The organism is Saprospiraceae bacterium (genome assembly GCA_016715965.1).
Lineage (GTDB): Bacteria > Bacteroidota > Bacteroidia > Chitinophagales > Saprospiraceae > Vicinibacter.
Window position 1 is genome coordinate 172,882 of the sequence record JADJXG010000001.1, and the last position, 13,467, is coordinate 186,348.

Annotated in this window: 12 protein-coding genes; 9 read left to right on the forward strand and 3 right to left on the reverse strand. The window is 40.3% G+C overall.

Features of this window, described 5'->3' with window-relative positions; all coding sequences use genetic code 11:
* Positions 1-58 precede the first annotated feature (58 nt).
* The 7 genes from IPM48_00620 (at position 59) to IPM48_00650 (ending at position 8,205) form a co-directional block, all read left to right on the forward strand.
* Complete coding sequence (locus tag IPM48_00620) at positions 59-2,542, forward strand: carboxypeptidase-like regulatory domain-containing protein (protein ID MBK9270074.1); 2,484 nt, start codon at positions 59-61, stop codon at positions 2,540-2,542.
* 127 nt (positions 2,543-2,669) lie between these two features.
* The gene (locus IPM48_00625; protein MBK9270075.1) at positions 2,670-3,404 is read left to right on the forward strand and encodes a T9SS type A sorting domain-containing protein; all 735 of its coding nucleotides are present in this window, start codon (positions 2,670-2,672) and stop codon (positions 3,402-3,404) included.
* A 232-nt stretch (positions 3,405-3,636) separates the two neighbouring features.
* Complete coding sequence (gene rpsP, locus IPM48_00630; GenBank protein MBK9270076.1) at positions 3,637-4,179, forward strand: 30S ribosomal protein S16; 543 nt, start codon at positions 3,637-3,639, stop codon at positions 4,177-4,179.
* A gap of 146 nt (positions 4,180-4,325) precedes the next feature.
* A complete protein-coding gene (locus IPM48_00635; protein ID MBK9270077.1) occupies positions 4,326-5,711 on the forward strand; it encodes a hypothetical protein in 1,386 nt (461 codons plus the stop codon).
* A gap of 89 nt (positions 5,712-5,800) precedes the next feature.
* Positions 5,801-6,400 carry a PorT family protein gene (locus IPM48_00640; protein ID MBK9270078.1) on the forward strand — a complete coding sequence of 200 codons (600 nt, stop codon included), beginning with the start codon at positions 5,801-5,803 and terminating at the stop codon, positions 6,398-6,400.
* Between the two features lie 7 nt (positions 6,401-6,407).
* A complete protein-coding gene (locus tag IPM48_00645; GenBank protein ID MBK9270079.1) occupies positions 6,408-6,899 on the forward strand; it encodes a hypothetical protein in 492 nt (163 codons plus the stop codon).
* Between the two features lie 70 nt (positions 6,900-6,969).
* Positions 6,970-8,205: a metal ABC transporter permease gene (locus IPM48_00650; GenBank protein MBK9270080.1), complete on the forward strand. Its 1,236-nt coding sequence runs from the start codon at positions 6,970-6,972 to the stop codon at positions 8,203-8,205.
* Positions 8,206-8,229: 24 nt separating this feature from the next.
* Here the strand turns inward: IPM48_00650 and IPM48_00655 are convergent, their stop codons facing one another.
* Entirely contained in the window at positions 8,230-8,562 is a 333-nt protein-coding gene (locus IPM48_00655) for a hypothetical protein (protein MBK9270081.1), read from the reverse strand.
* Between the two features lie 33 nt (positions 8,563-8,595).
* Positions 8,596-9,129 (reverse strand): CvpA family protein, encoded by a 534-nt coding sequence (locus tag IPM48_00660; GenBank protein MBK9270082.1) that lies wholly within the window; start codon positions 9,127-9,129, stop codon positions 8,596-8,598.
* A 255-nt stretch (positions 9,130-9,384) separates the two neighbouring features.
* On the opposite strand from IPM48_00660, the gene IPM48_00665 reads away from it, so the two are divergent.
* Positions 9,385-10,323, forward strand: a complete 939-nt coding sequence (locus tag IPM48_00665) for a hypothetical protein (GenBank protein MBK9270083.1) — start codon at positions 9,385-9,387, stop codon at positions 10,321-10,323.
* Between the two features lie 941 nt (positions 10,324-11,264).
* Here IPM48_00665 and IPM48_00670 read toward each other — a convergent pair.
* Positions 11,265-12,296 carry a pirin family protein gene (locus IPM48_00670; GenBank protein MBK9270084.1) on the reverse strand — a complete coding sequence of 344 codons (1,032 nt, stop codon included), beginning with the start codon at positions 12,294-12,296 and terminating at the stop codon, positions 11,265-11,267.
* Between the two features lie 181 nt (positions 12,297-12,477).
* On the opposite strand from IPM48_00670, the gene IPM48_00675 reads away from it, so the two are divergent.
* Positions 12,478-13,419 carry a hypothetical protein gene (locus IPM48_00675; protein ID MBK9270085.1) on the forward strand — a complete coding sequence of 314 codons (942 nt, stop codon included), beginning with the start codon at positions 12,478-12,480 and terminating at the stop codon, positions 13,417-13,419.
* Positions 13,420-13,467 lie beyond the last annotated feature (48 nt).

Genomic DNA, 13,467 nt, shown 5'->3' on the forward strand with positions numbered 1-13,467 from the left:
TTCGATGAGTTTTTCCGGTATAAGGCGGGCGATATACCCATCTTTATTTTTCCTTCTAATGTTGCCATTGGCAAATGGTCAATCAACCATCAAGGGACTAATTACTGACTTTACAACCGGTGAGCCTTTATCTGCTGTAATAGTTTACATCCCACAAACCAATTACTGGACAGAATCCGATGTAAAAGGTCAATACAGTTTAAAGCTAGGAGATCAAATGACTGGGATTTTGAAAATTCAGAAGTTGGGATATGAAACTTTGGAATTTGATTTGAAAAATATTTCTGCAACCGAAAGACTAAATTTCAATCCTAAACTAAAACCCATTATTTCCCAAGAGGTCGTCGTTAAAGATCTGCGCAAAAACGATGAATCGATCATACGCGAAAAAGCCGAATCTTTTGCACTTTTACCTACCGCCAATTCCAATTTGGAAAGCATCTTACCCAGCATTGGTTTGGGAGTCAGGTTTAGCGCCGGCGGTGAACTCTCCAGCCAATACAGCGTGAGAGGTGGCAGCTATGATGAAAACTTGGTTTTCATTAATGATTTTGAAATTCTACGACCACAGCTCATCCGCAATGGTCAGCAAGAAGGTTTGACTTTTCCAAATCCGGATTTGATCAGGGATCTTAGTTTTTCTTCAGGAGGATTTGAAGCTAAGTATGGAGAAAAATCTTCTTCGGTTTTGGATATCAAATACAAAGTACCCGATTCACTGAGGGCCAGCGTGAGTGGCAGTTTATTGGGTTTTTCAACACATTTGGAAGGCTCTTCAGGATTTCTATCCAAAGATAAATCAAAAAATTTCAAATTCCTTTCCGGCTTTCGATACAAAACCAATCAATACTTACTCAATACTTTGGCGGTAGAGGGAGAATACCAACCCCATTTTTTTGATTTTCAAAATCTGCTGAGCTGGGATTTCCATCCCAACTGGCAATGGAGTTGGATTGGAAACATCAACAGTTCCCGATTTAGTCTTATTCCTGAATCCGGAAGTCAGGCCAAGGGATCTTTGTTTTTTATTATCCGGCTAAATACGGCTTTTGAAGGCAGCGAAAGTGACTACTTCAACCAATGGATGACAGGGACCAGTTTGAGTTATTTTCCAAAAAACAGGAAAAATCTGTTTTATGTCAAATGGATTTCTTCTCTCTACCGGGGTCAGGAGGCAGAGCGCTTTGATGTCTTGGGATATTACAGACTTTCAGAAATTGAAAATGATCAAAAAGACGTAGAAGGCCGTGAAGTGCAGTTGTTGGGGACCGGTACCCAACATTTATATGGCCGCAATTATTTAGACAATCTGGTCCATCATCATGAGATTCGATCGGGAATTCAGTTGGGAAATGCAGGCAGTCATGGAAGTCATTATTTACAAGCCGGATTAAACATACGGCAGGAACTATTTCTGGACAGAATTTTAGAATGGGAAAGAATCGATTCAGCGGGATACTCCATTCCATATCTACACGATTCTATAGTATTGAGTCAGTATGTTTCTTCACAAAATCAATTTTCAAATATAAAATCTGCATTCTGGCTGCAAGATCAATTTATTTATTCTATTTCCAACAAATGGAAATCACAGATTAATGCCGGTATCAGAACCCATTACAATCATTTGAATGGCGAATTTTTAATCAACCCACGTCTTAAAATAGAACTCATTCCCAACGATCATCCACAAAATCTTAGATTATGGTTGGCCGGTGGACTTTATCCTCAGGTGGCTTTTTATCGGGAAATGAGGAATCCGAACGGCAGCTTTAATGAAGATCTTCGCGCCCAAAAGTCCTGGCATCTCATCGCCGGACTCAAAAAAGATTTTCTTTGGCCCAGCGTGAGTTCCACCCGTTTTAGGTGGATTTCAGAGATGTATTATAAATCCATGTGGGACATGGTCAGTTATAATCTGGACAATGTTCGCATCCGGTATTCCGGACAGAATGATTCAGAGGCATACGCCATCGGTTGGGACAATCGAATTCACGGAGAGTTTGTGCCAGGTGTGGAATCGTGGGTCAATCTGTCGATTCTGCGGACGCGTGAAAAATTGAATGGAATCCAACATCTGATTCCGGGTAAGAACATCGCAGAATCCACCGAGGTCAATGATGTGCCAAGGCCGGTGGATCAATTGGCTGCCATCAGCTTATTTTTTCAGGATTTTTTGCCCAACAGACCCCAATTTAAAATGCACATGCAGGGGACTGTGGCCAGTGGTATTCCGTATGGCTTTAAAGAGGCCAATGAAATTTTCAGAAACATCTACAGACTAAGACCCTATCACAGAGTGGACATTGGTTTTTCTTACAGCCTTTGGGATCGGGAAGCGAAAAAAAATATCCAAAGCAGAATGTTCAAATGGCTGCATTCCACCAGAAAAGCCTGGGTGAGCATGGAGGTTTTCAATTTGCTCAACACCAAAAATGAGGCCTCTGTCCGATGGATCAAGACCACCAACAATTATGAATTTGCGCTACCCAACTACCTAACTTCCAGACGGATCAATCTTAGGATCAGATTTGATTTTTAATCACTATATTTTTCAATATCTCTTTTGACTTTTATTTACCTGAGATCGTCTTAGCTTGCTTTATAACCGATTTGACGAAAGTCTCAAAACAATGGCTCAGAATGATCTCTCTCATCAGATTAAGAGGATGAAACAATTTGGAATAACTAATTATTTTCAGAAAAATGCCAATATTTATATAAGAGATTTTGATACTTCTTATAAAGAAAATAGGGAAGACTTAATAATTCTTGATAAAGACGGAAAGCTGGTTGAAGAAATAATCTTTACAGGACCTTGGAGCGATCCTTTTGGTAAGTTCAGCGGAGCTATTAAACTTAAGGATGAACCAGGAATGTTGGTGCTGATTGAATCCAACAATAATCCTGCACCAAACCGCGACCGTATCTACTTTTATAAGACAGATGGTGAAGGTAATATGTCCTTGCTGAAAGAAATTAAAGTTAATACTGATTATGTACCTCTTTTAAATTATTTATTAGAACTCGAAAATGGCGATATTCTTTGGAATGCGCTATTTAGAGTAAGGGGCGGTCCAAGCTTTATTGATGACCGCACAATTACCTCTAGATGGTCCAGAGAGAGCCTTGGACTTAGTTCTTCAGCAGATCATGAAAAGGACAATGGGATGAAAGTATATCCCAATCCGGTTAAAAGTACATTGCTTATGTCCAACCCCGATTTTGAAATCAATAGAATCCAAGTATTCGATCTTGAAGGTAAAAAACACATGGATGTAAACTTTTCACCTTCCAATCAACAAACTGTTGAAATCTCTGGCTTGTCTCCAGGCATGTATCTGGTTCAGGCTATAGGTAAACAAGGTCAATTGATTTATACTGGCAAAATAATAAAGGAATAAGATGTTGTTATTAAATTCAAATAAGTACCATTTTAATATTAACTAGTTAATAGATTGTAATTTATATATATTAAATTTTATTAATGAGTCTGAAATAATAATTTTTCAAAACAAATTATTAGTCTGATACTATATAAATCCATACCTTTGCACCCGCTTTAGCCCGTAGAGCCGGATTTCCGGGTAAACGGGCCATGGTCGAATCAAATTATTATTAAATAAAAGCTTACAAATGGCCGTTAAAATCAGACTACAGCGCAAAGGGCGCAAAAAGGCTCCGTATTATCACATCGTCATCGCGGATGCCAGATCTCCAAGAGATGGAAAATTTATCGAAAGGTTGGGATTTTACAATCCCACCACCGTTCCTGCATCCATTGATCTGGATAGAGACAAAGCCTTCGATTGGTTAATGAAAGGTGCTCAGCCAACAGACACTGTTATGGCGATTTTGAAGTACAAGGGCATCCTGTACCGCAAACATTTGGCCAGAGGAGTGGCCAAAGGAGCCATGACCCAAGAGGTCGCTGATCAAATGTACCTCGATTGGATTCAAAACAAGGAAGGGAAAATCGAGCAAAAAATGGCGGAGAGAAAACAGAAGGTGGAACAGTTTCACTCTTCAATGCTCGCTGTCACAAGGGCTCCAAAAGTAAAAGAGGTGGTTTCAGAAGTTGAACCTGTTGAGGCCTTAGCAGAAATTGCCGAAGAACCTGTCAGTACTCAAAATGAAGAAGGAGTAACTGAAGGGAATGATACCCCATCGGAGTCTTAATCCATTTTCGTGAAACTAGATTATTGGAGAAAATAATCTATCCTTTTCACAACATGGAAGTTTTAAAATGACGTTAATCTCACTAAACGCCTGAAAGGAGCCTGTTTCTTTCAGGCATTATCTTTTGAAAAAGTAAATCCAAAAAAATGCAACAAGAACTCGAACTAGACTATAAAGAGAGACTTCAGGCTGTCGCAGAGGTGATACAATCCTCCGACGAACTCGCAGCCTATCTGGAGGAAGAAACTCCCGAACTCTACAAAGCCTTGCAAGAAGCTTATGAGCCTTTGGTGTCTGAGATTTATGAGGAAGTTGCGAAAGACCATCCCCTGCAGTTGATCGCGCTCGAGACGGTTCTTCTGAATCCATTTTTTGAAGGTCTGTTTTTGCCCAGAATTTTAGGATATACTGTATTAAGGGGTGAAATCAACGATCAGGTCAAATACAGCAGACCACAAGAACACTTTAAAGAAGTTTTGGTGGCGATCGCCAATTCTGCCAATTTTGACATGATCAAACAGAGAATTGGTCAAACCGTACAGCTGGGATTTTCACTGAGCAGTGATATTTGGCTTGCCTCCTTGTTGGACCGGATTGAAAACAAGAAGGTCAAATCCTTTTTGCAAAGCATGATCATCGATCGCTTCAGAGACCCAAAAGAGCGATTGGGATTTTTCCAAAGGTATAAAAAACAATTTTCTCACTACAACTACCTAACTTGCAATTTTCCATCCACCATTGGAGAATTGAAAGTAGAAGAAGAGAGTCTCCGCAATTTTCTACTCAACAGAATCAGTCACCAGCTTCCTCATCAAAACTACATTCCCTTCATCTTGCAATTAATTGCAAGAAAAGAATTTCATCGCGAAGCCGAATTCCTTGAGATTATTGCCATTACCGCCAATTTTATCGACCTTGGCACGGAGGGAAATGAGCAACTAATGCAGGTCATCAATCAAAACAGAAACAGTACATTCAACAACATGTATTTTTCCTTTTTGAAAAAAAGTTACAAGGAGGGTATCATTTTCGGAGCAAGCGCGGATCAAAAATTCTACCAGATGTTGGATAATAACATCATCGATGATCTTTTCAAATACTATCGCTTACTGGACACCATTCATTCCAAAGGCTTTGTGCATGAAGATTCCATGGATGCGGTCAGCGCATTTTATAGCCAATACGAAGGTATGTCCATTAACAATGAATGCATTCGATTGAATTTATTGCAGCAATTTCGCAAAGTGGTAGAAAATCTTACCGAGCCTGAATATCATGCCTATTTTGAGATATGCCGCACTTTTGCCATGTACATGAATATTTTTGATCATTCGGCATTCAACAACGAGCTTAAAATTCTGGGAATGACCTATGTGCGCAAATTGCTTGAATTTTATCAGGACAAGCGATCAAAGGAATACCAGGATGTAAAGAAATTTGTCAGTTCTGCCTTTGTGGAATATGAATTTCTGACGGACAAAGAAGTAGCTGAATTATTCAAGGTAAAGAGAAAAGCCAAAACAGCTGAATAAGTTTTGGGGTAGAAAGAGTCACATTTGAATTCTTCCTGTTTGCTGGCAGGTATCGTCAACAATACATTTTACAGAACGTTTATTAACACATGGTCAGAATCCTGATTGCGCTATGTTTTATTGCTTTATGTGTCTGTTCCACATTTGGGCAGGAACGATTTTTCTACGGAGGACTTAAATCGGGTTTAAGTCTGTCACAAATCGATGGTGATGATGCGCTGGGATATGACAAACTGGGAGTACAGGCAGGAATATTTGGAGGATTTGGACTGGGGGGAATCAAAGAACTACAAATAGAATTTTTATACAGTCTCAGGGGATCCAGATCCACTAAAAATGATACCGCCAATGTGAAAATTAATTTGCATTATATTGACATACCCATTATCTTTTGTCTCAAGGACTGGCTGATTGAGGATGACAAATCAGAATATTACCGAATTCATTTTCAGGGAGGTATTTCCCCGGGATTTCTGTTCAATTCCAGCACGTTGAGAGCCGATCATCAATTTAAGAAATTGGATATCAGTTGGTTGGTTGGCGTCCAATACAATGTTTCTCAAAATTTAGGCATTTATAGCAGATACACCTCCTCATTCACCCCGCTTTATACCTATCAAAGGGGAGGAGAAGAAATCAAAATGATCAGTTATTTTATATCTTTGGGCCTGAATTACAGATTTAATTAATCCACTTATGAAGCAATTTCTGTTTTTTATCTGTGCGCTATTGTGTTTAAGCAATTGCCAAAACGACAAAAAATCCAATAAAACGGAAAACAAAACGGTCAACAGAGTGGCCGAATTAAGCACCTTAAGTCCGGAAGTTTTGTCTGAATTAAATAAAAGCTGTACGAGCATTGATGTGATTTCACTTAAAAAGGAAGTCAATGCAAGTATGAGTTTTTCCAATGCCCAAGCGATCCAGTATGTCATTTCATTTATAACCGACGAGAAAGGGTTCTTGTCCGTCTGTCCACCTGATGCCCATTTGGTTTTTCAGAAGAACGGTGAAATTACACATGAAGCAGATATTTATTTTAGCGGACAATGCAACGCCATCGTTTGGACGGATGGTACAAAAATGACTCATGCCAATAAGTTTACACCTGAAGGAGTTGACTTTTTTAAGAATTTTTTGAAACCGCGAAATCCCAACCCGCCAGATTCTGCCATTCAACAACAATAAATGAAATACAGGACGTTCAATCCTTGGTGGCGAGGGTCAAAAATTTCAGTCTGTGATTGAGTCCTTTTTTATGATGGAATCCGGCCTAAGGGCTGCGATGGCCTCTATTCTAGTAGGAGGTTTGTGCGGATTACTTGGATGTTTTATCGTCTTGAGAAACATGTCATTGATCGGTGATGCACTTTCCCATTCCATACTACCAGGAATTGTCATTGCCTTTATGTTTTTTGGATATTCCACCACCGCTTTTTTTTTGGGTTCTGTGATTGCGGGACTCGTATCCGCTTTTCTGATTACACTTCTTCAAAATCACATTCGGGTAAAAAATGATGCCGCCATTGGAATTATTTTCACTTTTATGTTTTCCCTTGGAGTAATTGGCATCAGTTGGCTTTCAAATAGTGAGGGTGTCCATCTGGACCTCAAGGATTTCTTATTTGGAAATGTATTGGCGGTGGAAACGAATGAGTTGATCATTTCTGCCTTCATGGCTGTTTTTGTCGTGCTTCTTTTGATCACGATGTACAGGGGATTATTTACCACCTCTTTTCAATCCGAAATTGCAGCAACGCTTGGTTTCAATAGTCATCTTTTTCACAATATCATGATGTTGATGTTGTCTTTGGTCGTGGTAGCTTCCCTGAGAAGTGTCGGAGTAATCCTCGTAGTTGCGATGTTAATTACACCTGCTTCCGCTGCCTTACTCATTTCAGACCGGTTGCCCAAGGTAATGGTCAGCTCTGCACTGATTGGTATGGTATCTGCTTTTACGGGATTGCTTCTTTCGATTTTGCTCGATACGCCTCCCGGACCATCCATGGCGGTAGTGACCACGCTATTTTACCTATTTGTTGTCCTATTTTCTCCAAAGCGAGGCCTTGTCCCCAACTGGAGAGCAAGGCAAAAGCATGAAATGCGCGTGGTCATAGAAGATATACTTAAGAGATTATTGAGCGATCAATCCGCTAAAAATAACAAGCTTTCAGAATTGCAAGACAGATTAGGACATTCCAATGCCACCTTAAAAAAGTGGCTTAAAAAAATGAAAAAATTAGGCCTCGTGCAATGGGATGGAGAAGATATCCAGCTCACCGAATCTGGTCACTTGAGGGCCCATCAATTGTTGAGAGCCCACAGATTATGGGAGACATTTTTAGCGGAAGAATTGGGATTGGCACCAGACCAAATTCACGATGAAGCCGAGCGTATTGAGCATCACCTGAGTGATGAAGAGATCAATGAGGTGGATGATAGTCTTGGATTTCCCAATACAGATCCACACGGTTCTCCCATACCTAGAAAATGAAAATATTTTCTCTAGATCTCTCCTTTAGTTTTTCCACTGAGACCAGCGTTTTCTGAACCGAAGATAGCTCAAGTCCGATTCATTTGCATAAGCCTCGCGTTCGAAAGAGATCTTTTGGTAAGCCTGCTGGTGATTGTTTCCCTTTAATTTAAAATACAAGAACTCAGCGAGATAAAAGACATAGAAAAAGACAACTCCCAATTCAATCTGCTGCTGCAAATGAATTTTTTCATGATTTATCAGGACGAGGTCCTTCATGGAAGATCTTCTTTTCAACAGCACAAATGGCCACAGACATATTGCTTCAAACTGGTGGAGTCGCAATAATTTGAAAAACCAGGATGCCGCAAGTATCATCTTATGTCAATGGTTCGGTCTAATTTCAATCGGTTATATTTTGTCATCTACCTGATCCATTGCTCTTTGCGTCTTATCCCAAAACTCACTAAAATAGGGTTTGAGGCCGCTAAATACTTCTTTGCTCAGTTCGGGCATTTTTTCAAGTACCGGATAAGCAATGGACTGCTCCTTTGTTTGAGGCCCGATTAATCTGACCTGATCCAAAAACCAAATCAATGAACTGAAAACAACAAGCGTCATAAATCCTGCAACAACTCCTCCTGCTACCTTATTTAAAATATTGAGATGGATTGTTTCAAGAACTTTCTCCAGACCGTGACCGATCATCCGAATCGCTATCATCACCAAAATAAACGTGAGGGCAAAGCCCAATATGATATTGATTCTTGGGTCTGTATCCAAGATTTTTTCCAGTAAATTAATCATCACAAATGAAAACTTCAAAGTGGCCAATAATGCAAATAAGATGGCCAATACACCAAATACAGTTTTGATGATGCCCTTGGTATATCCAAGATAAAAGCTGGTTCCCACCAATATAAGACATACAATATCGACTATCATACAATACTTTTTATTAGTAAAGTGTCAAATAACTCCAGTAAATCCAATCATTTAACCGACTGTAAAGATAAATCTTAAAACATACGGCAAAACATTTTTTTGACCAATGAACTTAAAAACCAGACAGATCCTGATTTTTTATTATTTTTGTCATAATAAGTTAAGTCAGAAGCATTTTATTTTCTCCCCAAAGAATGAAGGGAATTTTTAATTTTTTTGCTGTTGTTTTTATCCACTAAACATCGAATTCAAACTTTGAAGCAACTGATTGTTGTTGCCATTTTTTTTGTATTCCTCTTTTCCTGTCAACAAGAAGAATTCGTCAGCTACCGGAGTTTTTCAACCGGTGTTAGGGATGAATTGACGGGGATTCTGTTTTTTGATGAATTAAACGGAGTCGCTGTGGGTGGAAAGGACTGGACCCTTGGTTTACATATACGGACCGAGGATGGAGGAATCAGCTGGACCCGGGATTCATTGTATGACAAACAGATCTACACCATTGGTAGATCGGTGTACTCTGATCAGTTCCTGGGAGCCGGCATTGATCAACAAATCTATATTTTCCATCCTCAAAAAACCGAGATCGTTAAGTTTGGAGGATATTCATTTTACAGGGGACTTTGCTTTTTAGACGATCGCAAATTATTCTTGGTCGGAGGAGAATCTTTTGGCACAGGTTATGTGGATGTCTTCGATTTTGAAACTCAATCCGCAAAAAGGCTCATTGAGTTGGAGAGGGAAATGGACGCCATCGTACGGATGGGTGAAGATCACTTTATTGCGGTGGGTTGGGGTGTCATAATGATTAGTCATGACAGAGGAGTGAATTGGGATAGCATTAAAATGAATGATCATTGGAGGGACCTGTTTACCATCAATGATACACTGGCTTTTGCAATTGGCATCGGAGGAAGCATTATCAAAACGGAAGATGCTGGATATACCTGGCAAATGATGCGTAACGGCAATAGCCTTTTTGTTAAAGATTTACCACTGCGATGTGTTGCATTTAAAAATCCCATGGAAGGATTGGCTGCTGGAGAAAATGGAACCGTTATCAGAACGGTCGATGGCGGCAAAAAATGGCACAGCTTGGATGGCTTTCCAAAAATAAATTATCTGGATATCATGATCCATCGCGGACAATTCTGGATGTGCGGATCGGAAGGCACGCTTCTTGTGCTGGAATAATTATTCCATTGAAATTATTTTATAAGAAATAACACATCTGTCCAAAATAATTTTAATTGAAAATATGGCTATTGATTTACATGTGTATACAAATTTTGTAACGATATTTTAAAATTGAACCCCATAACAACTATTGCAATTTAAAAAATATATTTTGTTTATCAAACTTCATGTATGTTACTTTCTTTTGGCCGTCAAAAGAAAGTAACCAAAGAAAACTCGCGGCTGGACTCCTCGCTCACCCAACTGCAGCTCTTTCGCTATGTGACTGACTGGTGTTCCCCATACGGGGAACATTGGAGTGACACAAAGTCACTCCAAAAGGAGGGAACCGTCCCTCAAAGGACGGCTTGGAGTGCGCCGCCTCGATGGCCCATTCTTTTGTTTAGCTTCCCACAAGCGCTAACGCGTTCTTTCACTTCTCGTGCTGTCGCACTCGACCACTCCTAAAGTCGTGGATCGCTCAATCACTACGGAGCCCTAAGCCGCATTGAAATGCTTGAAAACCATCATTATTCCTGATATTTCAATCTAAATATTGATTAATATTAAGAGCCTTTTCGTCAGCGGCCCAAGAAGGACAGATTTTGGAAATAGCGTCTTATATTGTCGCTCCTTTAACTGAAACTAATATGATGCACCCATCAAACAAACTATCATAGTGAAATTAAATTATGGAGCGGCAATATACAGCGCCCAAAATCTGTCCCAACAGTGAACTTTGCAAAATGAACCAAATTAAGCCCAATAGAACCAAGGAAGATGCCGCCTTAGAAAAGGCTGCGTTTTTGGTACTCCGCTTTCGCGGCTCCTTCACTTAGAGTGCTGTCGCACTCTACCAAGCTTTTAGCTTGGATCGTTCAGTCGTGCGCGACAAAAAGTGGGAATGTTGATTTGTAAAAATTATTTTGGACAGGTGTGAAGAAATAACTTATTTGAGTCTATGCTCCTTTTTCAAATTTACCGTCTGCGTGTTTTGCAAATCTGCCTTCGCTGCGATCGTGTACCTGATCATACCGACTCCAGGGCCAGCCACCAAACTTGGTGTTGTGAAAATCATCAAAAGCCTGTTGAATTTCCTGTTTGGTATTCATCACAAATGGCCCATACTGAATGACAGGTTCGTTGATGGGTCTTCCCTGCAACATCAATATTTTTGATTCGGTGGATCCGCTGCTTAGGATCAGATCCAAAGTAGGTTCTACAACCGCCAAATGATATTTTGGGATTGGGATTCCGCTTGCATGCAGGTGTTCACCGGAATAAAAATAAATCGTGCGGTTAATTCCTTCTGAAGCAGCCGGTAAAGTAAAGCTTGATCCAGGCTCCAATCGAATGTTGAAAATGGCTACTTCGTTAGAAGGATCTGCCGCCCATGAATCAGGGGGAGGTGCTGGGGCAGACAGGCCATTTAGTTGACCAGCCATCACTTCAATTTCCATTGATTTTCCCTGCTGGTCTTCCATTTTCAATTTTGGAATGCTGCTACCCCACAACATTTTGAAATGGGGTTCCACCATTTTATTTTTCCTTGGAAGATTGAGCCAGATCTGAAACAATTCCAGGGGATTTTCTTCATCCTTTTTAATTAGTGGAAACATTTCTGAATGTTGAACTCCTTTCCCTGCAGTCATCCATTGGACGTCACCCTCACCGTATCTGCCTGATGCGCCCATGCTGTCTGCGTGATCGACCAATCCTTTTCTGACAACGGTCACGGTCTCAAATCCCCGATGCGGATGTCCGGGAAAACCTGGTACTTTCTTACCATGGTACATACGAAATCCGTCCTTAATAATGAAATCGTCACCAAGCGGTCTTCCTTTTAGTGAAACTGCAGGGCCAAGTTCATCGTTGCCTTTTGGAAAAAAATCCTCATGGTGAACACAAAACAGAAAGGGATCCAAAGTATCCCAATTAAATCCCATGGGTTTAATTTCCCGAATGGGCTTTTTAACATTGGCTTGTACCATATCTTCTATTATAGCTGTTTTTCGACCATTGGAAAGACCCAGCCAACCGAGAAACCCGACCGACAATTTTGCCACAAATCCTCTTCTGCTTCTTTTTTCTATTTCCATGCTGAACGCTTTAAACTTGTTAGAAATTAATTGGTCCAAAGGACAATTTTGAATCCTTTCGAAAAACAAATCTATGTTAAAAAAGATCAATTTTAAAGCTATTCTGCTTTTTATATCCTGTTTTAATATTTCATTTCTGATTGCCCAGGACAGTACAGGACTGGCAGGAGACCATTTCTCATTGGAAGCGGCCCTGGAAATGTTTAAAAAAGCTGGATCTCCGGAAGAATTTGAAAAACTGATCAATGAAGAAAACAACAAAGTAAACAACCTCGATTTGAATGAAGATGGCCAGGTAGACTTTGTTAAAGTAAATGAATATCAGGATGGTGATGTTAGACTATTTGTTTTGAGTGTTGACGTATCTGAAAAAGAAACACAAGACATCGCAGTAATCGAACTTGAAAAAACCGGCGAAGAATCCGCCGTTGTCCAAATCATTGGAGATGAAGCCATTTTCGGGGAAAGTCAAATCATCGAACCCGGTAGTCCTGATGACTATTTGAAAGAAGAAGATGATGCAAAAGGCAACGGACCAAATCCATTCTTAGAAGCCCAAACCATTGTCGTGAATGTTTGGTTTTGGCCTTGTGTGCGTCATGTTTATACCATCGGATATCGGCCATGGAGATCAGCCTGGCGTTGGGGCTATTACCCTGCCTGGTGGATACCCAGAAGGCCATGGGGATGGTCAATTTGGCGCCCATACAGATTTGCGTATGCAGGACCTCATGTGCGGTTTGTACACACGAGAAGATGCGTTGGTGGTCACAGAATTTATGCACCCTATCACAGACATTCCACCATAGTAAAAACAAGATACGCACCTGCTCACAGGCATTACAAAGTGACCAAAAGCAAAACCACCGTTACTGGACCCAGAGGAAACAAGCTGACGAAAAGTAAGACAAGTGTCACGGGACCAAGAGGTAATAAAGTCACCCGCAGTAAAACCAGTACAGGGGGAAATAGTGGTAAAGTCAAGCAGAAAAGAACCTCCCCAAGAAAAAAATAAAAAGCTGGTTTTCCATTTGATTTGATGGATAAAATCAGTTGGAATAGA